The sequence below is a fragment of the Pseudomonas sp. Pso3 genome (genome assembly GCF_055393275.1).
On the sequence record NZ_AP043687.1, the window covers coordinates 3,661,104 to 3,683,635 of the forward strand.

At 67.6% G+C, this 22,532-nt stretch carries 15 protein-coding genes and 2 pseudogenes; 11 read left to right on the forward strand and 6 right to left on the reverse strand.

Features of this window, described 5'->3' with window-relative positions; genetic code table 11:
- The first annotated feature begins 60 nt into the window (after window positions 1–60).
- Genes ACZ5R1_RS17290 through ACZ5R1_RS17305 form a run of 4 tightly spaced genes read left to right on the forward strand, consistent with a single transcriptional unit; the run spans window position 61 to window position 2,995 of the window.
- Window positions 61–1,287 carry a SpoIIE family protein phosphatase gene (locus tag ACZ5R1_RS17290; protein ID WP_074583827.1) on the forward strand — a complete coding sequence of 409 codons (1,227 nt, stop codon included), beginning with the start codon at window positions 61–63 and terminating at the stop codon, window positions 1,285–1,287.
- A 5-nt stretch (window positions 1,288–1,292) separates the two neighbouring features.
- Complete coding sequence (locus tag ACZ5R1_RS17295) at window positions 1,293–1,856, forward strand: SiaB family protein kinase (protein ID WP_007159604.1); 564 nt, start codon at window positions 1,293–1,295, stop codon at window positions 1,854–1,856.
- Window positions 1,857–1,874: 18 nt separating this feature from the next.
- Window positions 1,875–2,264, forward strand: coding sequence for a DUF1987 domain-containing protein (locus ACZ5R1_RS17300; protein WP_007159605.1), 390 nt, complete (start codon window positions 1,875–1,877; stop codon window positions 2,262–2,264).
- Window positions 2,261–2,995: a GGDEF domain-containing protein gene (locus ACZ5R1_RS17305; protein ID WP_464712604.1), complete on the forward strand. Its 735-nt coding sequence runs from the start codon at window positions 2,261–2,263 to the stop codon at window positions 2,993–2,995. Before ACZ5R1_RS17300 ends, ACZ5R1_RS17305 begins: the two co-directional genes overlap by 4 nt.
- An 87-nt stretch (window positions 2,996–3,082) precedes the next feature.
- Here the strand turns inward: ACZ5R1_RS17305 and ACZ5R1_RS17310 are convergent, their stop codons facing one another.
- On the reverse strand, window positions 3,083–4,717 hold the full coding sequence (locus ACZ5R1_RS17310) for a glucan biosynthesis protein D (protein ID WP_027602518.1): 1,635 nt from the start codon (window positions 4,715–4,717) through the stop codon (window positions 3,083–3,085).
- 231 nt (window positions 4,718–4,948) lie between these two features.
- On the opposite strand from ACZ5R1_RS17310, the gene ACZ5R1_RS17315 reads away from it, so the two are divergent.
- On the forward strand, window positions 4,949–5,332 hold the full coding sequence (locus ACZ5R1_RS17315; RefSeq protein ID WP_464712605.1) for a glyoxalase superfamily protein: 384 nt from the start codon (window positions 4,949–4,951) through the stop codon (window positions 5,330–5,332).
- 318 nt (window positions 5,333–5,650) lie between these two features.
- On the opposite strand, the gene ACZ5R1_RS17320 is transcribed toward ACZ5R1_RS17315, so the two are convergent.
- Both ACZ5R1_RS17320 and ACZ5R1_RS17325 read right to left on the reverse strand, forming a co-directional pair.
- On the reverse strand, window positions 5,651–7,924 hold the full coding sequence (locus tag ACZ5R1_RS17320; RefSeq protein WP_464712606.1) for an ATP-dependent DNA helicase: 2,274 nt from the start codon (window positions 7,922–7,924) through the stop codon (window positions 5,651–5,653).
- Window positions 7,921–9,582 (reverse strand): VRR-NUC domain-containing protein, encoded by a 1,662-nt coding sequence (locus tag ACZ5R1_RS17325; RefSeq protein ID WP_464712607.1) that lies wholly within the window; start codon window positions 9,580–9,582, stop codon window positions 7,921–7,923. Before ACZ5R1_RS17325 ends, ACZ5R1_RS17320 begins: the two co-directional genes overlap by 4 nt.
- Before the next feature lie 182 nt (window positions 9,583–9,764).
- Here ACZ5R1_RS17325 and ACZ5R1_RS17330 point away from each other — a divergent pair, with 182 nt between their 5' ends.
- The 3 genes from ACZ5R1_RS17330 (at window position 9,765) to ACZ5R1_RS17340 (ending at window position 14,858) form a co-directional block, all read left to right on the forward strand.
- A complete protein-coding gene (locus ACZ5R1_RS17330) occupies window positions 9,765–11,042 on the forward strand; it encodes a glucarate dehydratase family protein (protein ID WP_464712608.1) in 1,278 nt (425 codons plus the stop codon).
- A gap of 148 nt (window positions 11,043–11,190) precedes the next feature.
- Window positions 11,191–13,470, forward strand: coding sequence for a beta-glucosidase BglX (gene bglX / locus ACZ5R1_RS17335; RefSeq protein ID WP_464712609.1), 2,280 nt, complete (start codon window positions 11,191–11,193; stop codon window positions 13,468–13,470).
- 449 nt (window positions 13,471–13,919) lie between these two features.
- Window positions 13,920–14,858, forward strand: coding sequence for a LysR family transcriptional regulator (locus ACZ5R1_RS17340; RefSeq protein WP_027602512.1), 939 nt, complete (start codon window positions 13,920–13,922; stop codon window positions 14,856–14,858).
- A 13-nt stretch (window positions 14,859–14,871) separates the two neighbouring features.
- Here ACZ5R1_RS17340 and dld read toward each other — a convergent pair whose 3' ends face one another.
- The 3 genes from dld to ACZ5R1_RS17355 form a co-directional block, all read right to left on the reverse strand.
- Window positions 14,872–16,641 carry a D-lactate dehydrogenase gene (dld, locus tag ACZ5R1_RS17345; protein ID WP_464712610.1) on the reverse strand — a complete coding sequence of 590 codons (1,770 nt, stop codon included), beginning with the start codon at window positions 16,639–16,641 and terminating at the stop codon, window positions 14,872–14,874.
- Between the two features lie 79 nt (window positions 16,642–16,720).
- Complete coding sequence (locus ACZ5R1_RS17350; protein WP_042136225.1) at window positions 16,721–18,064, reverse strand: MFS transporter; 1,344 nt, start codon at window positions 18,062–18,064, stop codon at window positions 16,721–16,723.
- 160 nt (window positions 18,065–18,224) lie between these two features.
- Complete coding sequence (locus ACZ5R1_RS17355; RefSeq protein ID WP_288463476.1) at window positions 18,225–19,361, reverse strand: iron-containing alcohol dehydrogenase; 1,137 nt, start codon at window positions 19,359–19,361, stop codon at window positions 18,225–18,227.
- Window positions 19,362–19,552: 191 nt separating this feature from the next.
- On the opposite strand from ACZ5R1_RS17355, the gene ACZ5R1_RS17360 reads away from it, so the two are divergent.
- The 3 genes and pseudogenes from ACZ5R1_RS17360 to ACZ5R1_RS17370 form a co-directional block, all read left to right on the forward strand.
- Window positions 19,553–20,302 (forward strand): carbon-nitrogen hydrolase family protein, encoded by a 750-nt coding sequence (locus ACZ5R1_RS17360; protein ID WP_464712611.1) that lies wholly within the window; start codon window positions 19,553–19,555, stop codon window positions 20,300–20,302.
- 198 nt (window positions 20,303–20,500) lie between these two features.
- A pseudogene (locus tag ACZ5R1_RS17365) lies at window positions 20,501–21,592 on the forward strand (cache domain-containing protein); the annotation flags it as partial.
- A gap of 336 nt (window positions 21,593–21,928) precedes the next feature.
- Window positions 21,929–22,501: pseudogene (locus tag ACZ5R1_RS17370) on the forward strand (methyl-accepting chemotaxis protein); the annotation flags it as partial.
- Window positions 22,502–22,532: the final 31 nt, after the last annotated feature.

Here is a 22,532-nt window from a genome sequence, read left to right on the forward strand (position 1 = left end):
ATCAAAGCTCAACACGGAGCCCCTAGGCTGCATCGACCTCCCGAGAACGGATTCGTATCGATGTCGTCCGCTCCCCTGCCCTCCGCGCGTGCCGCCTCCCGCCCCAGCCAACGCTGCGCCCTCGACCTCTGCACCCAGTGGCCCGCCGTCGAGGCCGAGCACACCAACGCCATGGTCATGGACCTGTTCAACGAACGCCGCGAGATCACCAGTCTCGCGGTAGTCGAGCACGACCGCCCGATCGGCCTGATCAACCGCGACATCTTTCTCTCACAGATGAGCAAGCCGTATCACCGTGAAGTCTACGATCGCAAGAGCTGCATCGCCTTCATGGACAAGGAGCCGCTGGTGGTGGATGCCGGTCTGTCCATCGAGGAGCTGACCCGGCGCACCGTCGAGGTGGGCGAAAAGGCCCTGGCCGATGGCTTCATCGTCACCCGCGAAGGGCGTTTCGCCGGGCTCGGCCTGGGCGTGCAGCTGATGCGCATCGTCTCGGACCTGCAGGCCGAGAAGAATCGCCAGATCATGCACAGCATCGAATACGCCAGCGTCATCCAGCGCGCCATGCTGCGCAGCTCGCGCGAGGCCCTGGCGGTGATGGAACAGGACGCCACCCTGGTCTGGCAGCCGCGCGACGTGGTCGGTGGCGACTTCTATCACTTCGCCCAGCACGCAGACGGCTGGTTCGGCGCCATCGCCGACTGCACCGGGCACGGTGTGCCCGGTGCCTTCATGACCCTGATCGCCTCGGCGTCCCTGACCCAGGCCCTGCAACAGCTGGGACCGCGCGATCCCTCGGCGTTGCTCTCGGCGATCAACGCCAGCGTCAAGGCGATGCTGGGCCAGTCCGGCGGCATCTCCGAATCCAACGACGGCCTGGACCTGGCCTGCTTCTGGGTGGACAGAGGCAGTCACAGCCTGACCTACGCCGGCGCCCGCATGCCGCTCCACCTGCTGGCGCCCGACGCCGCGGACGTCCTGACCCTGGCGCCGCTGCGCCTGGGGATCGGCTACGCCGACAGCCCGCTCGACCAGTGCTGGCCGGCTACCACCCTGCCGTTGCCGCCGGGCAGCCTGCTGTTCGCCACCACCGATGGCCTGATCGACCAGATCGGCGGCCCGCGGCGCACCTCCTTTGGCAAGCGCCGCGCCCTGACCCGGCTGAGCGAATCGCGTGCGCTGCCCACCGCCGCCTTCTGTGAGCAACTCAGCGCGGACCTCGCCCACTGGCAAGGCGACGAACTGCGTCGCGACGACCTCACCTTCCTCTGCATCCGCGTGGCCTGACCGACATGACCGCCTCCTTTCCCGCGAACGGCGCCTTTCTCGACATCGCCCAGCAGCAGCACGTGATCTTCTATCACCGCGGTTATTTCTCCCATGGCATTGTCGCCGCCATGGCCGAGGTGGTGAAGCTGCAACTGGAGTTCGAAGGCATCAGCGGCGCCACCCGGCGCAAGCTGTTTTCTTCCTTCATCGAATTGTCACAGAACGTCCTGCATTATTCCGCCGATGCCCTGCCGCCGGACGCCCTGGCTGACACCAAGCTGGGCCAGGGCTCGGTCTGTATCACCCGCCAGGACGGCAACTACCAGATGCTCTGCGCCAACCCCATCGCCAGCGACAAGGTCGACGCCCTGCGCGAGCGGCTCGAGCCGCTGTGCAGCATGTCGCTGGAACAGATCAAGCAGGCCTATCGCGAGTCCCTGCGCGCCGAGACCCCGGCCGACAGCAAGGGCGCCGGCCTCGGCTTCCTGACCATGGCGCGCGACGCCAGCGCGCCTCTGGAATTCGCCTTCCATCCCTCGACGCAGACGCCGGGCACCACCCTGTTCTGCCTGAAAGCCATCATCTGACAGGGACCTCCACCTCGTATGGACACCATGTTCATCGCTCCCACCGCCACCTCTCCGGAGGTGGACTTCCGTTTCGCCGAGGACGAGCTCTGGCTCAAGGGCGAATCCTTTCCGGAAAACGCCGCGGCCTTCTATCTGCCGGTGATCGAGTCGCTGCGGGCCTACCTCGACCAGCGCCGGGACGCCCGCATCCGGGTGCACGTGGCCCTGGCCTACTTCAACAGCTCCAGCACCAAGATGCTGTTCACCCTGTTCGACGCCCTGGACCAGGCGGCCCAGGCCGGCAACCGGGTGGAGCTGCACTGGTACTACGATGCCGAGGACGAGACCATCCAGGAATTCGGCGAAGAACTGCGACTGGACTTCCAGGCGCTGACGTTCATCGAGCATCCCGAGCTGCCGGCATGACCGCCAGCGTCAGGCGCTACAGCCCCGCCGAGGCGGGCCCCGACCTGTTCGAGCAGGAAGCCGGGGTGCTGCAGGCGGCGCGCGCCCTCTATGGGGCCGACGACGCCGATGCCGAGCGCTACCGAGCCGCCCTGGGCGACCTGACGCTGCATTTCGAACGCCTGATGCGCGAGACCCGCCGGCTGATTGCCCGCAGCGATCGCGCCGAACGCGAGATGAACACCCTCAACCAGCAATTGCAGACCCTCAGCCAGCAGCTGGAGTACCGCGCCACCCACGACGCCCTCACCGGGATGCTCAATCGCGGCGCGGTGATCGACCAGGCCGGCCAGGCCCTGCGGCAACGGGGTGGGGCCATGATCGTGCTGGACATCGACCACTTCAAACGCATCAACGACGAGTTCGGCCATCCCGCCGGCGATCGGGTGATCCAGGCCATCGCCCGCTGCCTGCAGGAGCTGGTCCAGGCGCCGGCCATCGTCGGTCGGGTGGGTGGCGAGGAATTCACCGTGCTGCTGCCGACCCTGGCGCGGGACGAGGCCCTGGCCATGACCGAACGCCTGCGTCTGCGCATCGCCCGGGAGAAGACCGGCACAGCACTGGTGACGGCCAGCTTCGGCCTCAGCCTCAACCTGCCGGGGACCGACTTCGAGCTCGCCTACGGCCTGGCCGACGCGGCGCTCTACCGGGCCAAGCGCGCGGGGCGCAACCAGGTGGTGCTGGCCGACTGACCACCGCGATCAGTCAGCCCCAAGCCCTTCTTCCGGGCACAAAAAAGCCGCTGCGCCGGGGAGGCACAGCGGCTTTTTGCTGACCGCTTAGGACTGTTTCCAGTCCGGATAGCGGCGCTTATCGGCGGCTGGCGGGAAGTACTGGTACAGCCAGGTTTCACTCAGGGCGCGATCCTGGGTGCGGATGAAGGCACGCATCTGCACCGGATCGGCCTTGTCGCTGGTGGGGTACCAGTCGAAGATCACCCGGTAGCCGCCGATCTCGTCGATCTTGAGCACGTGGAAATCCTGCACCTTGCCGTCGGTGACGGTGACCACCGGCTCGATGCCGGTACCCTCGGGCAGGAACGACAGGCCGCCGCCGTTGAAATCGATGGCGAAGCGCCGCGCCCAGACCTTGGGCCAGTGCTCACCGGGCGCCCAGCCCTCGGGGAAGCCGCCGATGCCGGAACGGGTGGCATAGACCCGCGCCAGCGGCGTGCTCACCGGCGGCAGCGCACTCCAGTGCAGCTTGTAGCCATAGTGCAGCGACTTGCCGGCGGTGATGGTCTCGGCCGGCGCCCAGAAGGCCACGATGTTGTCCAGGGTCTCGCCGGTGGTGGGGATCTCCAGCAACTGGATGGCACCCTCGCCCCAGGCGGAGGTGGGTTCGACCCACAGACTCGGCCGGCGGTCGTAGCGGACCATGACGTCCTGGTAGCTTTCGAATTCGTGATCGGTCTGCACCAGGCCGAAGCCCTTGGGACTGTCGTCCTTGAAGGCGTTGAACTGCAGCTTGGGCGGATTGTTCAGCGGACGGCAGATCCACTCGCCGTTGCCCTTCCACATGGCCAGGCGATCGGAGTCGTGGATCTGCGGGTGGTAGGTGTTGCAGGTCTGGCGCTCGTGGGTGCCGCAGCCGAACATGCTGGTCATGGGCGCGATGCCCAGTTGCTTGATGTCGCGGCGGGCGTTGACGTTGGCGTCCACGTCCATCACCACGCGGTCGTTCAGGCAGTCGATATCGAAGCGATAAGCGCCGGTGGCGCTGGGCGAATCCAGCAGCGCATAGACCACGAAGCGGGTGCTGTTCTTGTTCGGGGTGACGAACCAGAACTTGGTGAAGTCGGGGAATTCCTCGGGGCGATCGGCATAGGTGTCGATGGCCAGACCGCGGGCCGAGAGGCCGTACTGGCGGGTCTTGTCCACGGCGCGGAAGTAGCTGGCGCCAAGGAAGGAGACGATATCGTACTGGGCCAGGTGCGGCGCCTTGAACAGCTTGAAGCCGGCGAAGCCCAGGTCGCCCTTGAGCTGGCTCTTGTCGACGCCGCTGTCGTTGTAGTTGAACAGCTCGGGGCGGAAGTGGACTTCCTTGGCCTCGTTGGTCTTGGGGTCCACCGAGAACATCCGCACCGGGGTCTTGAAGCCCATGCCGACGTGGAAGAACTGCACGTCCAGCTGGCCCTTGAGGTCGTGCCAGAGCGAATGCTTGGCATCGTAGCCGATGGCGTTGAACTGCTGCGGCGTCATGTTCGCCAGGGTGTCGGGCAGTTTCTGGGCGGTGGGCTGGTAGGCCTGGCCGGCCAGCTCCTTGGCGTGCTGCTTGAGCCAGTCGAAATCGAAGGCCTGGCCATCGCCATTGGCCGGATTGGCAAAGGCCTGGAGGGCGAACAGCCCGGTGGAGGGAATGCCGGTGTAGGCCGCCAGGGCCAGGGACGCTTTGAGCAGGTGTCTACGCTGCATGGATCAACCTTGGTCACTAAGGATGAAAGATTCGGCCCAGCCGAACCGCCAGAAAGGAAAAAGAATGCACGATACCCGGATAGGTTCGCCATCGCACCGGTGAACTGCAGCCTAGCGCACGCTCTGGCCTGCCAGAGGGGTTACCAAAGCTTTCCGGATCACAGTTCCGGTTGCCGGGCCGCCCGGAAAGGGCATCATCGACCTTCCCTTGCCGCTTCCCTGGAGCCCCTCATGGCCGCTGCCGCCATCGCCTTCGGGCAACCCAGCCCCATCCTGCGCATCTTCGATGACGAAAAGGCGCGTGAATTCTACTGCCACTTCCTAGGTTTCCGCCTGGTCTGGGAACACCGCTTCGAACCGGGGCTGCCGCTGTACGCCGAAGTCGAGCGCGCCGGCCTGCGCCTGCATCTCTCCGGCCACCACGGCGATGCCTGCCCCGGCTCGACGGTCTTCGTCCGCCTGACCGGCATCCGCGCCTTCCAGGCCGAATTGCTGGCCAGGGACTACGGCTTCGCCCGCCCGGGTATCGAGGAATGGCCCTGGGGCCTGGTGATGGAGATCGCCGATCCCTTCGGTAACAGGCTGAGGTTTTGCGAGGAGACGCCGGAGGCCTAAGCAACGGCTGTACGGTGATCGCGGCCATGGGCCGCTCCTACAGGCTCGATGATGGAGATGACCGCCTGCGCGGATGGCTCCCTCTCCCCTCGGGAGAGGGTTGGGGTGAGGGCGCCCTCGCCACGAAGTCCCCAGTGGAAAAGGCTGCGCCGTTTTCCACGCTACGGCTCTACACCTGGTGCGCCCCTATAACGGCCAAGACAGTGGCTCCTACAGGCTCGATGTAATCGTAGGAGCGGCCCATGGCCGCGATCAACAAAACACCGGAGTGCCATAGGATCAGTTGCATCGGCGAGCGGCCCATGGCCGCGATAGTCTTCAAGCCGGCGCAGGTTCGCCCGTGTGCACCGCGCCCTCCTCCACCTGCCACCAGCTCGGCAGCAGCGCCCTGACCTCGGGCTGGGTGAATCTGTCGTCGATGAGATAGAGGCAGCCGCGGTCCTGCACGGTGCGGATCACCCGGCCGGCGGCCTGGATGACCTTTTGCAGCCCAGGATAGAGGTAGGCATAGCGATAGCCGTCGCCGAAGCGCCGTTGCAGGCGCTGGCGCAGCTGTTCGTTGACCGGATTGAGCTGGGGCAGGCCCAGGGTGGCGACGAAGGCGCCGATCAGGCGGTCGCCGGGCAGGTCGATGCCCTCGCCAAAGCTGCCGCCGAGCACGGCGAAGCCGATGCCGCGGCCGTCGGCCTGGAAACGCTCGAGAAACGCCTGGCGCGCGGCTTCGTCCATGCCGCGGGACTGGCGCCACTGGGGCACGTCGGGCGCCAGCTCGGCCAGCGCCTCGGCCACCTGGTCGAGGTAGTCGAAGCTGCTGAAGAAGGCCAGGTAGTTGCCCGGGCGCTGGCGATAGCGACTGGCGATCAGGGCGGCGATGGGCGCGCGGGAGGCGGCGCGGTCGGCGTAGCGGGTGGACAGCCGCACCAGGCGCACCTCCAGCTGCTCGGCGGCGAAGGGCGAGGCGACGTCGACCCAGGCGCTGCCGGCCGGGACCCCGAGCAGGTCGCGGTGGAAATGCTGGGGAATCAGGGTGGCGGAGAACAGGGTGCAGCTGTGCGCCGCCGCCAGCCGCGGACCGACGAAGGGCGCCGGCACCAGGTTGCGCAGGTTGAGTTGCGACTGCGCCTTGCCGCGACCCTTGAGCAGGGTGACATCGAACAGCGAGTGATCGCCGAAGGTCTCGCCCAGGCGCATGAACTGCAACAGGTCGAAGAACAGCGTCTGCAACTCCGGCGCCGGCGGCTGCCCGGATTCGCCGAAGTGCTCGGTGAGCAGACCCACCACCCGTTGCAGGGCGGTCAGGAAGGCGGCGGGCAAGTCCGGCTGTACCTGGTAGTCGACCTGCTGCTCCTTGTGCAGGCGATTCCACTCGCGATTGAGCGCCTGCAGGCCTTTGGCGATGGCCGGGGGCGCCACGGCCTTGCCGGCGGCCAGGCGACGCTGGTCGAGGCTGGCGCTGTACATCCCGCGCGCCCTGTCGAGCAGGTTGTGGGCTTCGTCCACCAGCACCCCGACCCGCCATTCCTGGGTCTGGGCCAGGGCGTGGAGCATGGCGCTGCCGTCGAAGTAGTAGTTGTAGTCGCCCACCACCACGTCGCTCCAGCGCGCCAGTTCCTGGGCCAGGTAATAGGGGCAGACCTCATGGGCGAGGGCCGTCTCCCGCACCCGCGCCCGGGTCAGCTGCGTAGGCTCGGCCAGGGCGGCAGCGCGAGCGGCCGGCAGGCGGTCATAGAAGCCACGCGCCAGCGGGCAGGACTCGCCATGGCAGGCCAGTTCCGGGTGCTCGCAGGCCTTGTCCCGCGCCACCAGTTCCAGCACCCGCACCGGCGCGGCCAGGGACTCCAGGCCATGCAGGGCCAGGGCGCGGCCAGGGGTCTTGGCGGCGAGGAAGAAAAGCCGGTCCAGCTTCTGCCGCGGCATGGCCTTGAGCAGCGGGAACAGGGTACCCACCGTCTTGCCGATACCGGTGGGTGCCTGGGCCAGCAGGCAGCAGCCGACGCTGGCGGCCTTGTAGACGGCTTCCGCCAGGGGCCGCTGGCCGTGGCGAAAGTCGGGATGGGGAAAGGCCAGGGTCGCCAGCGCCGCATCCCGCGTGGCGCGATGGGCCAGCTCCTGGCGCGCCCAGGCGAGAAAGCGCGAACACTGGAGTTCGAAATGCGCGGCCAGGTCCGCCGCCGTCCACTGCTCGGTGAAGACGGTCTCGGCACCCGTGCCGATGTCGAAATAGACCAGCGCCAGGGTCAGCTCAGGCAGCTCGCGGCTCTGGCAGAGCAGATGGCCATAGACCTTGGCCTGGGCCCAGTGCAGGTGGCGATGGTTGCCTGGCTGGCGCTCCAGACTGCCCCTGTGGGTCTTGATCTCCTCCAGGCGCTGGGCTGCGGCGTCGAAGCCGTCGGCACGGCCGCGCACCTGCAGGTCTTCGAAGTCGCCCTGCAGGCTGACCTCGCGCTCATAGCCGGGGCCGCGCCGGGCGGCTACCCGCTGGTGGCCCTCGATGCCTTCCAGGGCGGTGGGCGACGGGGTGAATCTGAGATCCAGATCGCCGGCCTTGGCGGTGAATTCGCAGAGGGCGCGAACGGCGATGCGATAGCTCATGCGGAGGTCGCGGCCACCTGCCACTGCACGTGGCAGACGCTGACCGGGATGTCATGGGCAGCGAAGAAGTCTAGCCAGCGGCGCTGGTTGTCCTGCAGGCGGTCGCCCGGGCCCTTGACCTCGATCATCCGGTAGCGGCCTTCCGCCGGCCAGAACTGGATCAGGTCGGGCAAGCCGGTGCGGTTGTTTTCCGGATCCTCCAGCAGCCGTTCGAAGCACAGCCGCAGGTGCCGCGCCGGCAGGCAGGCCAGGGCCTGGTCGAGCAGTTCGCTGCCGAGGATGCCCCAGGCGACGAAGGGCGAGGCCAGGCCGCGCTTGCTGGCGAAGCGCTCGCGGATCACCGCGGGATAGGAGCCGTCGTCCAGGCGCGCCAGGCAGGCGGCGAAGGCCTCGGCCCGCCGCTCGCGAAAGCCCGGCAGACGCAGGTCGGCCGGTTCGCGCTGATAGGGGTGGAAGAAGGCGCCGGGGATGGCGAGGAAGATGGCGTCCCAGCACAGCAGCCCGAACAGGCTGGTGAGCAGGGTGTTTTCCACGTAGTGCACCGGCGCCTCGTCGCGGCCCAGGTGCTCGCGCACCAGCCACTCGACCCGGCGCAGGCCGTCGTTGACCAGTTCGAAGTCGAGGCGCTCCACCGGGCTGGCCGGACGGCGCCTGTTGGGCGGGCCGCCCTGCTTGCGCACCAGCCGCGGCAGGATGCGCGCCACCTGCTGGCGTTCGGCGTCATGGGCCGGGGCGGCGACGATGGCTTCCGCCAGCGCCTGGGCGGCGGGCCAGTCCTCCAGCCGTTCGAGCATGCGCAGGGCGCGGATACGCGATTCGGGGTGCGCCGAGGCGGCGTAGAGCGCCTGCGCCTGGGCCAGTTCGCCAAGGCGTTCGTGGTGCTGCGCCAGTTCGTGGAGCAGCTTGCCGCGGCGCAATTCCAGCCAGGTGTTGGCGAAGCGTTCGGCGGGCAGCAACGGCAGCAGCTCGGCGGCCGGCAGCCCATCGCGCAGCGCCTGGCGGCAGCGCTGGATGTGGAGGTAGGCGTCCACCTCGTGGCGCTGGCCGAAGGCGCGGGATTCGGCGCTGAAGGCCACCGTCTCGTACTGGAAGATACCCAGATCGGCCAGCACGAAGTCGGTCCAGTCCTGGTGCAGGTTGCCAAAGAACAGCAGACGCAGGCGATCGCAGAGGTCCATCAGCGTCAGCCGCCAGACGCCCTCCGCCACCAGCTCGGGCACGCTGCCGGTCCAGCCGCTGAACGCCAGGGGTGTGGCCTGCTCGGCCTCCAGCCGCGCCAGCCAGTCTTCCTTGCGCCCGGCCTTGGGTAGGCGATTGCCAAAGCAGCCGAGCAGCTCTTCCTTGCGCAGCAGGGCGAAGAGTTCGATCAGGTGCAATTCCGGATCGGCCAGCAGCCAGCCGAGCTCCACCAGCGGACTCGCCGCGGCGCGGGGGCAGCCGATCTCGCCATACACCAGCTTGCTGGCACGGAACACCTCGCCCTTGCGCATAACCAGGCGCACCAGCAGAGCCCGCGAGGGCTGCGGCAGCTCGGCGAAGGCGGTGATGAAGGCCTGCTCGCGGTCGTCGAGCAGATCGGGATAGCGCAGGGCGACCCAGTCCAGTACCCGCTGGAAGTTGTGCAGATAGTAGAGGGGATCTTCGAGCGGAGCTTTCATGCGAAAGGTGCGAATAGGGTGGCGGCTGGCTATTTATCCAGCCCCGACCGGAGCGGGCAACCCCGATGCGATATGCGGTCATCCCGCCGGGGTCATGGCACTTCTTTCGGTTGAAGATCCCGATCGGTAGTCATACGATGACTGACAAAGACCACCACAACTACAAGTCCAGGAGTCTGAGCGTGAAGATCAAACGGATCACCGTCACCCCCATCGCCTTTCGCGATGCACCGCTGCTCAACGCCAGCGGCATCCACGAACCCTATGCACTGAGATCCATCATCGAGGTGGAAGGCGACAACGGCCACATCGGCCTCGGCGAGAGCTATGGCGACGCCCCGGTGCTGGCGGTGTTGAAGGCCATGGAAAGCAGCCTGGTCGGCCTCTCCGCCTGGGACCTCAACGGCCTGCGCGCCCGGGTGGTGGAGACCGTCGCCGGCCTCGCCGGCGGCGTGGTGGCCGGTGCCGAACTGGCGCCCGGCTCCCATCCGAGCAAGCAGGTGGCCAACGCCTATTCCGCCTTCGAGGTGGCCTTCCTCGATCTGCAGGCGCGCTCCCTGGGCATTCCCCTGGTCGAATTGCTGGGCGGTGCGGTGCGCCGCGAGGTGCCCTTCAGCGCCTATCTGTTCTTGAAGTACGCCGAGCATATCGATGCGCCCTACCCGCCCGATCGCTGGGGCGAGGCCATCAGCCCCGAGCAGGTGGTGGCCCAGGCGGCGCGGATGATCGAGGAGAACGGCTTCCAGAGCATCAAGCTCAAGGCGGGCACCCTGCTCGGTCCGGATCACGAAGCGGCCTGCATCAAGGCCCTGCGCCAGGCCTTCCCGGAAGCGCCGCTGCGTATCGACCCCAACGGCAACTGGTCGCTGGAAACGTCGCTGCGCATCGCCGAGGTGCTGAAGGACGACCTGCAGTACTACGAGGATCCGACTCCGGGCCTGGACAGCATGGCCGAACTGCACCGGCGCACCGGCATACCCCTGGCCACCAACATGGTGGTCACCGATTTCGACGAATTCCGCCGCAGCGTGGCCCAGAACAGCGTGCAGATCGTGCTCGCCGACCACCACTACTGGGGCGGCCTCCGGGACACCCAGATCCTCGCGCGGCTGTGCGACACCTTTGGCCTGGGCGTCTCCATGCACTCCAACTCGCACCTGGGCATCAGCCTCATGGCCATGACCCACGTGGCCGCCGCGGTGCCCAACCTGGCCTATGCCTGCGACACCCACTATCCCTGGCAGGAAGAGGACGAAGAGGTCATCCGGGGCGGCAAGCTGCCGATCCGCAATGGCTGCGTGGCGATCACCGATGCGCCCGGCCTGGGCGTGGAGCTGAACCAGGATCAGCTCGCCAAGCTGCACGAGCAGTTCCTCGCTATCGACATCCGCAGCCGCGACGACGTGCGCCAGATGCGCAAGTACCAGCCGGACTGGGAAACCCGCAAGCCGCGTTTCTAGATCTTCGCCCCCCTCTCCCAGGCCCCTGACGACCGGCTCGCCCGCCGGCCGTCAACGGCTCCGCTTCCCGGCGTCGCGGTTGTACAATCCCCTCGGCACAAGGGTGCCCAAGAACAACGAGAAAGTACGCACAGGGAATTGGGGGACGATGTTGAACGCACCACGCCTCACCGCACTCATGCTCGGCCTGGGACTGGCGGTCAGCGCCACCCTCGCCCCAGCGCAGGACAGGGATCCGGCACGCGCCTACGTCGACGCCCTGCTGGCGAAGATGACCCTGGAGGAAAAGATCGGCCAGCTCAATCTGGTGAGCGTCGGGCCGGACTATCCCAAGGAAGCCATCATGGCGGACATCCGCGCCGGCAAGGTGGGCGCCATGTTCAACACCGTGACCCGCCCCGACATCCGCCAGATGCAGGACCAGGTCGCCCACAGCCGGCTGAAGATCCCGCTGTTCTATGCCTATGACGTCATCCACGGCATGCGCACCATCTTCCCCATCAACCTGGGCCTGGCCAGCACCTGGAATCTCGACGCCATCGCCACCAGCGGGCGCATCTCCGCCCTGGAAGCGGCGGCCGACGGCCTCAACCTGACCTTCTCCCCCACCGTCGACGTGACCCGCGAACCGCGCTGGGGCCGTGCCTCGGAAACCTTCGGCGAAGACACCTGGCTGACCTCGCGCATCGGCGCCACCCTGGTGCACGCCTACCAGGGCAAGGACCTGCGCGCCCCCGACAGTCTCATGGCCAGCATCAAGCACTTCGGTGGCTACGGCGCCGTGGAAGCCGGGCGTGACTACAGCAACGTCGACATGAGTCCGCAGCGACTCATGCAGGACTACCTGCCGCCCTATCGCGCCGCCGCCGAGGCCGGTGCCGGGGCGGTGATGGTGGCGCTCAACAGCATCAACGGCGTCCCGGCCACGGCCAATCGCTGGCTGCTGCAGGACCTCTTGCGCAAGGACTGGAACTACCAGGGCCTGCTGATCAGCGACCACGGCGCCATCAACGAGCTGGTGCTGCACGGGGTGGCCAAGGACACCCGCGACGCCGCCGAACAGGCGCTCAAGGCCGGCGTCGAGCTGAACATGCACGACGACGTCTACGGCAAGCAGCTGCCCGCACTGCTGGCCGCCGGCAAGGTGACCCAGGCCGAGATCGACCAGGCCGTGCGCGACATGCTCTTGACCAAGTACCGCATGGGCCTGTTCGACGATCCCTATCGCCACCTGCAGGGCCAGGATCCGGCCGACACCAACGCCGAATCGCGGCTGCACCGCGCCGAGGCGCGTCAGGTGGCCCGCGAGAGCCTGGTGCTGCTGAAGAACGAAAAGGCCGTGCTGCCGCTGCGCAAGGGCGCCACCCTGGCGGTGGTCGGTCCGCTGGCCGACAGTCCGCGCGACGTCATGGGCAACTGGTCCGCCGCCGGCGTGGCCGCCCAGGCCGTCTCCATCCGCCGCGGCCTGGAAAACGCCGTGGCCGGTCAGGGCAAGGTGCTCTATGCCAAGGGCGCCAACCTGCTGGACGACCGCGATGTGCTGGCCTACCTCAACTCCTACGAACCGGCGGTCGCCGTGGATCCGCGCAGCGCCAGCGAACTGATCGCCGAAGCCGTGGCCACCGCGCGCCAGGCCGAGGTGGTGGTGGCCGTGGTCGGCGAATCCCAGGGCATGGCCCACGAGGCCTCCAGCCGCGCCCGCATCAGCGTGCCCGACACCCAGCGCGAGCTGATCAAGGCACTCAAGGCCACCGGCAAGCCGCTGGTGCTGGTGCTGATGAACGGCCGCCCGCTTGCGCTGGAATGGGAGCAGGAACAGGCCAACGCCCTGCTGGAAGCCTGGTTCCCCGGCACCGAAGGCGGCAACGCCGTGGCCGATGTGCTGTTCGGCGACCACAACCCCTCCGGCAAGCTGACCATGACCTTTCCCCGGGAAGTGGGCCAGGTGCCGCTGTACTACAACCACCTGAGCAGCGGTCGCCCCTTCGATGCGGCCAAGCCGAACAAGTACACCTCGCGCTACTTCGACATCGTCAACGGTCCGCTCTACCCCTTCGGCTACGGCCTGAGCTACACCTCCTTCGAGGTCTCGGCGCCGCAGCTGTCCAGCGCCACCCTGAAGAAGGGCGACACCCTGACCGCCAGGGTCACGGTCAAGAACACTGGCAGCCGCGCAGGCGCCACCGTGGTGCAGCTCTATCTGCACGACGTGACCGCCTCCCTGGCGCGACCGGTCAAGGAGCTCAAGGGCTTCCAGAAGGTGATGCTGCAACCGGGCGAGAGTCGCGAGCTGGACTTCCCCATCACCGAGGCGGACCTGCGCTTCTACAACAACGACCTCAAGCTGGTCTCGGAACCGGGCGAGTTCAGGGTGATGGTCGGCCTGGATTCGGAGCGGGTGCGCGAGGGGAGTTTCACGCTGCTCTAGGGTTTCAGCCCTCACCCCAGCCCTCTCCCAAAGGGAGAGGGGGTAAAAGCGCGCAGCTCGATGACGCCTTGCCTTCCTGCGGGCCCTCACCCCAACCCTCTCCCAAGGGGAGAGGGGGTAAAAATCCTGCATTTTGATGCCGCCGCATCCCTTCATGCCCCAGCCGCCCCCTCTCCCTCCGGGAGAGGGTTGGGGTGAGGGAACGGGTGCGCGCCCTGAGTCCAACCCGTTGGGCTTCGCTGGCGCTCAACCCAACCTACGGGGCCCGTCGGTTGGGTTGAGGCGGCTCTATCGCCGAAGCCCAACGAATCGAACCACGCCTCCTAGCGGCAGGCTCGCGGCCGATCAAGCCCCGCTCCTATTACAGTCCGTTATACGCAAGCAACGACTTGCTCTAGGCTAGAGCCCTCGGGATCAACCATAAGCAAGCGCGGTATAACGGTCGGTCAATGAAGCAGCTCGCCAGCCTCAACGCCATCATGTCGCGCCTGCACGCCAAGCAGCTGCGCCTGCTCATCGCTCTGGCGGAAAAGGGTTCGCTGCTCAATGCCGCGGAAGGCCTGGGGCTCACCCAGCCAGGCGCCAGCAAGGCGCTCAAGGAGCTGGAGTCCGCCCTGGGAGTCGAGTTGTTCCTGCGCACCAATCGCGGCCTGCTGCCGACCCCGGCGGGTACCTGCGCCATTCGCTTCGCCCGGCTGATCCAGGCCGACCTGGACAATCTGCGCCTCGAACTCCACGCCATCGCCAGCGGCTCCGGCGGCAAGCTGGCCATCGGCACCATCATGGGCGCCGTGCCCCTGCTCACCCATGCCATCTCGCGGCTGCTGGACTTGCAGCCGCGGCTGTCCATCGAGGTGGTGGAAGACACCAGCACGACCCTGCTCGGCCTGATCGACCAGGGACGGCTGGACGCGGCCATCTGTCGCCTGTCGGTCAGCGAGCGGCCGGAAAGCTACGACGCCCTGGTCATCAAGGACGAGTCCCTGGCGGTCATCGCCCACGCCGCCCATCCGGCCGCCCAGCGCGAGCGGGTCGAGTTGCGGGATCTCTCGGACAGTCGCTGGGTGGTCTATCGGGCCAATATGCCCATGAGACGCACCCTGGAACACGAATTCTTCGAGGCGCAGCTGCCCTTTCCGCTGCACCTGATCGAGACCACCTCGGCGCTGACCACCCTTTCGCTGTTGAGCCGCAATCCCCGGCTGGTGGCCCTGGTGTCGGTCGAGGTGGCGGACTATGTCTGCCAGCATGGCCTGGTCAGCCGCCTGCCGCTGGAGCTGAGGTCGCACAGCGAGCCCTATGAGCTGGTCTCGCGGCGCAGCGCCCAGCAGAATCCGGCGTTCGCGCTGCTGGTGGAATCGCTCTACGCCATCCAGCGGGAAGACTGAGCCGTCCCGCAGCTCAGGACGTGCGACTCGTCTCCGCGGTCTCCGCCCGGGCCGCCTTCGCCACCGCGGCGATGGCATCGCCGGCATGCGTGGTGCAGCAGTCCTCCTGCCAGCGATGGCGCCGCGTCAGCTGCCCGATGCCCGGATTGAAGGCGTTGGTCGGATCGAGCTGGCGATAGTGCCGCTCCAGTTCCGGCGCCGCGGCGTAGAGGTGACCGACATTGTGCTCGGCGGGATAACGCGCGCCGCGGGCCTCCAGCAGGGCCAGCAGGCGACGCTTGAGCGCCGCGCAGTCCCGGCCCTTCTTCACCAGGTATTCCTGGTGCAGCACGTGGCAGAAGAAGTGCCCGCAATACATGGTCACCTCGATCTGCTCCGCCAGCTCCGGCGGCAGGGTCTCGAACCAGTCCTGGGTGTTGCGCGGCAGGGCGATGTCCAGAGCGAGGATGTCCTCCACGGTGTCCCGGTGCACCGCCCGGTAGCGATTCATGGCATTGCCGACCGCGAAGCGATTGAGGAAGGCGGCGTTGCCCTCCTCCGCGTTGCACTCGATGAAGTCCGCGTCGGCGCTGGGCAGCCAGGACTGCAGATAGGCGCGGGCCTCGTCGATGCCGTCTTCGCCCATCTTCAGCAGCAGATGGTGCTCGAAGCGCGCGGCAAAGGCGTTGAGGCGCGCCGGCAGGTGCTCCGGCAAGGGCGCCGCCAGACGTTGCAGCAGGCGATCGCCAAGCTGGGCACCCAGGCCCAGGCGTTCGCTCAGGGCATCGAAGCGGGTCTTCCAGGCAAAGGCCTGGGGCACCCGTTGCGCACCACAGCGCTGGATGAACAGGAACAGGTCCTTGCCGTAGGTACGACTGAGTTCGTAGGCCGTGCGGTGCATGTATTCGCCGGCGATGGGCAGCTGGGCGAAGTTGACCAGGATGTGCCGGCGGATGGCTTCCAGATCAGCGGCCCGATTGGAGCCGATGTAGAACACCCGGGTGTTGCGATCGGCGGCGAAGGTGTCCAGGCGCAGGGCGAACACGGCGATCTTGCCCGCCGAACCCGAGGCTTCGTACAGCCGCCGCGGATCGGCGTTGTAGCGCGCCGGGGTGGCCGAGGCCACGTCGCGGACATGGCGGGCGTATTCGCGATCGGAGGCCATGGCCCCGGCCGGATCCTGCACGACGCTGTCGTCGAAACGACCCTCGTCGAGCCGGCTGAGGATCTCCTCGGGGGTGTCGCCCAAGGCCAGGCCCAGGTGGTTGACCAGTTGCAGCTGCCCGGCTTCGTCGATGCGGGCGAACAGCGACAGCTGGGTAAAGGCCGGTCCGCGGCGGATCAGCGAGCCGCCGGAGTTGTTGCAGACGCCACCGGTGACGGAGGCGCCGATGCAGGTCGAGCCGATCACCGAGTGCGGCTCGCGGCCCAGGGGTTTCAGCGTCGTCTCCAACTGGCTCAGGGTCACACCCGGCTGGGACAGCACCTGTTCGCCCTGACGCAGCAGGGCCAGGCGGGTCAGGCGCAGGGTGTTGATCAGCACCACCGGCCGGTCGTAGCCCTCGGCCACCGGGGTGGAGCCGCCGGTCAGGCCGGTGTTGGCCGCCTGGCAGATGATGATGGTGCCGGCGCTGTGGCAGCGCTGCAGCACGCGCCACATCTCCAGCAGGCTGCCGGGCCGCACCACGGCGAGCACCGCCCCGCCACCATAGCGGATGCCCAGGCGGAAGCGTCGGGTCGCGGCGTCGCCCTGTAGGACATGGCGCCGCCCGACGATGGTGTGCAACTCGCTGACCAGATCCATGACGTCCTCTTCACTGACAGGGAAAGCGGCAGCGAAGGATAGTCGCTTCCGCTCGAAAGGCGCGGCTGGCGCGGCGTGGCTACTCGGCCAGCAGCCCGGTAGTCGACGGCGCGGGCCGGCGGGTCACCCACAGCATCAGCGCCGCGCACCCCAGCAGGCAACCCCCGAGCAGCATCAGCCCGACCTGCGCCGAGCCGAACAGCGTGGTCAGCAACCCCAGCAGATAGGGCCCGGCAAAGCCGCCGAGATTGCCGAAGGAGTTGATGATGGCGATGCCGGCCGCGGCGGCGGCGCCCTGCAGAAAGGCGCCGGGCAGCCCCCAGAACAGGGCGATGGCGCTCAGGCTGCCACCCACGGCAAAGGCAACACCGAGGATCATCAGCAGCAGGTGCTGGGGAAAGGCCGCGCAGAGGATCAGGCCGATCCCGGCCAGCACCGACATCAGGGCGCCATAGGCGCGCTGGTTACCCGTGCGCTGGGCCTGGCGGGTGACCCAGACCATGGTCGCCGCGCCGAACACATAGGGGATGGCGGTGATGAGGCCGATGTCCAGGACCGAGGCCACCCCGGCGTTCTTGATGATGGTCGGCACCCAGAAATTGATGCCGTAGTTGCCGAGCATCAGCAGGACGTAGATGACCGTGAGCAGCCAGATGATGGGCAGGGCATACAGCCGCTTGAGGGCGATGCGCGGCTTTTCCGCGGCCTCCAGGGCCAGACGCCGGGTGAGTTCGGCCTTTTCCTGCTGGTTCAGCCACCGGGCGTCCTGGATGCCGTTGTCCAGCAGCCAGAGCACCACCACCCCGACCACCACGGCCGGCACCGCCTCGATGACAAACATCCACTGCCAGCCCGCCAGCAGGCCGTTGCTGCCCATGTAGTACATGATGGCGCCGCTGAGCGGACCGCCAAAGATGAAGGAGACCGGATTGCCGAGGATGACGATGGCCATCATGCGGCTGTGCAGCGCCGCGGGAAACCAGTAGGTCAGGTAGAGGATGACCCCGGGAAAGAAGCCCGCCTCGCAGACGCCGAGCAGGAATCTCAGGCCATAGAAGGTCAGTTCGTGGCTGATGCCCAGCAACTGGGCTATGGGCCCGGTGAAGGCCATCAGCGACGAGACCAGGCCCCAGGTGATCATGATGCGGGCGATCCACAGCTTGGCGCCGACGCGATGCAGCATCAGGTTGCTGGGGACCTCGAAGAGGAAGTAGCCGATGAAGAAGATGCCGGCGCCCAGGCCATAGGCCGCGTCGGACATGCCGAGGTCGCTGAGCATGGCGAGCTTGGCGAAGCCGACGTTGACCCTATCGAGATAGGCGATGATGTAACCGAGCAGCAGCAGCGGCAACACGCGCCAGGCGACCTTGCGATAGAGCGGATCGAACTGCACCGGGGATGCGGCGGTACTGGGATGGGCCATGATGTTTCGCGTCCTTTAATTGTTGTGATTGTCGCGAGGGTCTTGCAGAACGGCTGGCGGTCATCCGCAGCCCGCTGCCCGCCCGGATCGAGTCGAGGCGCGAGGCAGGACGGCGGATGGCACTGCAGCGGAAGGGCTTGCCGCTAGGGAAGTCGGGGCCTCAGAACGAGGCCTGGATCAGCTGGGCATAGTCCTCCGCCGAGGCTTCCCGGGGATTGGTCCGGTGGCTGTGATCGGCCAGGGCGCCGGTGACGATGCGCGGGATGAGTCCCTTGTCGACCCCCATCTGCGCCAGCCCCGTCGGCAGCCGCAGGGCTTCGGCCTTGTGCGCCAGCGCCTGCTCCACCGACAGCCGCGGCGGCAGTTCCATGGCCTGGGCGAGGCGTTCGAGCTTCTCGTCGCGGATCACCGATTCGGCGCTCCGGTTGAAGGCCACCACGGCCGGCAGCAGGACCGCGTTGAGGGTGCCATGGTGCAGCCGCGGATCGATGCCGCCCAGCGAGTGACTCAGGCTGTGCACGCAGCCCAGCCCCTTCTGGAAGGCCAGCGCCCCCTGCAGCGAGGCGCTGAGCATCTGGGTGCGGGCTTCCAGGTTGCTGGGCTCGTTGAACGCCAGTTCCAGATGGCGCCAGGCCCGGCGCAGGCCGTCCAGGGCGATGCCCTCGGCCGGCGGATTGAAACCGGGCGCGAGAAAGGTCTCGATGCAGTGGGCCACTGCGTCCATGCCCGTGGCGGCGGTCAGGTGCGGCGGCAGGCTGAGCGTCAGCAGCGGATCGCAGATGGCCACCCGCGGGATGACATGGGGCGAGAGGATGCCGACCTTGCGGCCATCGTCGAGGATGATGATGGCGCCGCGTCCCACCTCGCTGCCGGTGCCGGCCGTGGTCGGAATGGCCACGATGGGCACCGTCGCCGCGGTGATCCGCGTCAGGCCGCCTTCGATGAGGGCGAACTGCTTCAGCGGTCCGGGATGGCGCGCGGACACGGCGATGGCCTTGGCCAGGTCGATGGGCGAACCCCCGCCGACGGCGATGATGCCGTCGCAGTCCGCATCCCGGAAACAGGCGACGCCCTCGCGGGTGGCGGCCTCGGTGGGATTGGCCGGGGTGGCGTCGAACACCTGGTAGGCGGCCAGGGGATTCTGCTCCACCAGTTGCTCGATGAGACCGGCGGCCACCACGCCCCGATCGGTGACGATCAGTGGCCGCTGGAAGCCCAGCCGGGCGTTGACGTCGGCCAGTTCGGCCGCACAGCCGGCACCGAAGCGGATCTCCGTTACATAGTTGATTATCGCCATGACCCGTCCTGTTATTCTTGAAATTGATAGACGGCCCGACTATAGCGAGGCGCCTCCTGGCCAAATACTGAGAGGTAGCGATAGCGGTATAACCGGGAGGCAACCCAGCCTGACCTCCCCTGCCGGACGCCCTCCCCATAGCGATGGCCGGGCCCGCTCTCCCGGGCGCTGCCGCTTTCCCCGGAGTCACGATGCCCACCCCTACCCTGGCCGCCGCCCAATCCGTTTCGCTCGCCGGCGACCTCGCCGCCAATCTGCGCACCCATCTCGACTTCATCGCCGCGGCTGCCGACGCCGGGGTGGAGCTCCTGCTGTTTCCGGAACTGTCCCTGACCGGCTATGAGCCGACCCTGGCGGCAGGGCTGACGCTGGAAAGCAGCGATGCCCGCCTGCTGCCGCTGCGCGAAGCCTGCCGCGCGGCCGGGCTGACGGCCGTGGTCGGAGCGCCCGTGCGGGGCGTGGCGGGATTGCAGATCGGCGCGCTGATCCTGGGCGCCGATGGCAGCTGTCGCGTCCACACCAAGGAATACCTGCATCCGGGCGAGGCGCCGCCCTTCGTGCCCGGCCATGGCGGGGACTTGCTGGAGGTGCGCGAGCTGAAGGCCGCACTGGCGATCTGCGCCGACAGCAATCACGAGGCCCATGCCGATGCCGCCCGTGCCCGCGGCGCCGATCTCTATCTGGCTTCGGCGGTGATAGGTCCGACCGGCTATCCCGCCGACAGCGCCCGCCTCGCCGGCCATGCCCGACGCCTGGGCATGCCGGTGCTCCTGGCCAATCACGGCGCGCCCACCGGCGGCTATGCCTGCGTGGGTCGCAGTGCCTTCTGGCAGGCCGATGGCGGGTGCCTGGTCGCGGCGCCAGGCGACGGCCCTTGCCTGGTGATCGTCCGCCTGCACGCGGGCGTCTGGCAGGGCGAAATCCGCACCGTGCGACCTTGATCGCCGCACGGCGCAATCCTCTGACCGGAAAGCGGCTGCCAGGTCACGGCGCGACTGGATTCGCGTCCCGATATCCCGCGCCTCCTGCGACTAAAGGTCACACGTCAGACGCCGATAAGGCTCTGACATCCTCGTTCAGAACACCGCCAAGGATGCCTTTCGCAGCGTGAACGACGCTGTAACCGCAGGAGCGACACCATGGCCTTGAACACCATTCGGACCCGCTACACCCTGATCTTCCTCGGCTTCATCGGCGCGACCCTCGCGGCCACCGTCATCGGTATTCGCCTGTGGGTGACGCCGGACCTGGTCGCCGCCGGTGAATCCGCCGTGCTCACCCGCGTCAACGAGGTGGGCACCCGCATCTATCGCGAACTCAACCAGATCCAGGCGCAGCAACGATCCATCACCCAGACCGTGCCGCTGCTGGACAGCGCCGCCATCGACCGGGTGCTGCCCGGCCTGGTGGACCAGTACGGCGATGCCAAGGTGTTCGGCGGCGGCATCTGGCCGCTGCCCAACCAGCGCGAGCAGGGCCGCGACAAGTTCAGCACCTTCTATCACCGCGATGCTGGCGGAAAGCTGATCGTCAATACCCACTGGAACTCCCCCGAGTCGCTCAACTACTGGGAGCAACCCTGGTTCCAGGCTGGCCTCAAGGCTCCCGCCGGCCAGTGCGTCTGGGCGGCCGCCTACAAGGACGCCGCCAGCGCCGAGCCGCGCACCAACTGCGCCATGGCCATCCAGCGCGACGGCAAGGCCTTTGGCGTCTCGACCATCGACCTCACCCTGGGCTTCTTCAACCCCCTGGTGGACAGCCTGCGCAAGGAACTCGACGACACCGACATGATGATCGTCGAGGCCGACGGCAAGATCCTCAGCAACCTCAGCGAACTCGGCGATTCGCAGATCCTGAACAACGTCTCGGCCTATGCCACCCGTTCGCCCTTCGTCGCCGCCATCCAGCAGAACCTCGGCAAGCTCAAGGGCGAGGCCGTGGTGCGCGACACCTATGTCGACGAGCACGGCACGCCCCACACCTTCTTCCTGCGCCCGCTGGCCGGCACCCCCTGGCTGCTGGCCACGGCGCTGCCCACCTCGCTCATCGCGGCGACCAACACCGGTATCCTCAAGACCCTGGCGGCGATCCAGCTGCCGCTGGTCCTGCTGCTGGTAGGCATCATGGTGCTGGCGCTCGGCAAGCTGATGGGTCGCCTGGGCCTGCTGCAACGCAACATCGAATCCCTGTCCGCCGGCGACGCCGACCTGACCCGGCGCATCCCGGTGCACGGCCAGGACGAGGTGGACGCGGTGGCCGGCGCGGTCAACGGCTTCATCGGCTATCTGCAGCGGCTGATCGGCGAGGTGGGCGACGCCACCGACCGCATCGACACCGGTCTCAAGCAACTGCACGGCCAGGCCCAGCAGAACGGTGCCATCCTGGCCCGCCATGCCAGCGAGACCGACCAGGCGGTGACCGCCATCACCGAGATGAGCGCCACCTCCGACTCCGTGGCGCGCAGTGCCAGCGATACCGCCACCCTCACCCAGGCCGCCAACGGCCAGGCCGAGCGTTCCCGCGCGGTGGTCCAGCAGGCCTCGGCCAGCGTGCTGGCCCTGGTGGATCAGGTGGAAGACGCCACCCTCAAGGTGCAGGCCATGCAGAGCGATGCCCAGCGCATCAACGACGTGCTCGGGGTGATCGGCGGGATTGCCGGTCAGACCAACCTGCTGGCGCTCAACGCGGCCATCGAGGCGGCCCGGGCCGGCGAACAGGGTCGCGGCTTCGCGGTGGTGGCCGACGAGGTCCGCGCCCTGGCCGGCCGTACCCAGCAGAGCACCGCCGAGATCAACGAGATGCTCAACCGGTTGCAGCAGGGGGTGAGTTCCGCGGTCGCGGCCATGGAAATGACCAAGGCCAGTTGCCAGAGCACTGCCGAGCGCACCCGCGAGGTCACCGAAGGCCTGGACGAGATGAGCGGTTCGGTGGTGCGCATCAGCGATCTCTCGACTCAGATCGCCGCAGCGGCCGAAGAGCAGAGCGTGGTGGCCGGCGAGATCAACCAGAACATGGTTGCCGTGCGCCATATCGTCGACGACCTGGTCACCAGCGGTCAGCGCACCGCCGAGAGTACCGCGGCGGTGCAGTCGTCCAACGAGCAGCTGATCGCGGTGGTCCGGCGCTTCCGGGTGAGATGACCCGAGCGCCGCAACATGAAAAAGCCGGGCA

Bases quoted from the DNA above. Each gene is read 5' to 3' on its own strand.
- dld (WP_464712610.1), bottom strand. From the start codon at position 16,641: ATGGATCTGGTCAGCGAGTTGCACACCATCGTCGGGCGGCGCCATGTC.
- ACZ5R1_RS17355 (WP_288463476.1), bottom strand. From the start codon at position 19,361: ATGGCGATAATCAACTATGTAACGGAGATCCGCTTCGGTGCCGGCTGT.
- bglX (WP_464712609.1), top strand. From the start codon at position 11,191: ATGTTGAACGCACCACGCCTCACCGCACTCATGCTCGGCCTGGGACTG.
- ACZ5R1_RS17350 (WP_042136225.1), bottom strand. From the start codon at position 18,064: ATGGCCCATCCCAGTACCGCCGCATCCCCGGTGCAGTTCGATCCGCTC.
- ACZ5R1_RS17305 (WP_464712604.1), top strand. From the start codon at position 2,261: ATGACCGCCAGCGTCAGGCGCTACAGCCCCGCCGAGGCGGGCCCCGAC.
- ACZ5R1_RS17300 (WP_007159605.1), top strand. From the start codon at position 1,875: ATGGACACCATGTTCATCGCTCCCACCGCCACCTCTCCGGAGGTGGAC.
- ACZ5R1_RS17290 (WP_074583827.1), top strand. From the start codon at position 61: ATGTCGTCCGCTCCCCTGCCCTCCGCGCGTGCCGCCTCCCGCCCCAGC.
- ACZ5R1_RS17320 (WP_464712606.1), bottom strand. From the start codon at position 7,924: ATGAGCTATCGCATCGCCGTTCGCGCCCTCTGCGAATTCACCGCCAAG.
- ACZ5R1_RS17325 (WP_464712607.1), bottom strand. From the start codon at position 9,582: ATGAAAGCTCCGCTCGAAGATCCCCTCTACTATCTGCACAACTTCCAG.
- ACZ5R1_RS17360 (WP_464712611.1), top strand. From the start codon at position 19,553: ATGCCCACCCCTACCCTGGCCGCCGCCCAATCCGTTTCGCTCGCCGGC.
- ACZ5R1_RS17295 (WP_007159604.1), top strand. From the start codon at position 1,293: ATGACCGCCTCCTTTCCCGCGAACGGCGCCTTTCTCGACATCGCCCAG.
- ACZ5R1_RS17310 (WP_027602518.1), bottom strand. From the start codon at position 4,717: ATGCAGCGTAGACACCTGCTCAAAGCGTCCCTGGCCCTGGCGGCCTAC.
- ACZ5R1_RS17315 (WP_464712605.1), top strand. From the start codon at position 4,949: ATGGCCGCTGCCGCCATCGCCTTCGGGCAACCCAGCCCCATCCTGCGC.
- ACZ5R1_RS17340 (WP_027602512.1), top strand. From the start codon at position 13,920: ATGAAGCAGCTCGCCAGCCTCAACGCCATCATGTCGCGCCTGCACGCC.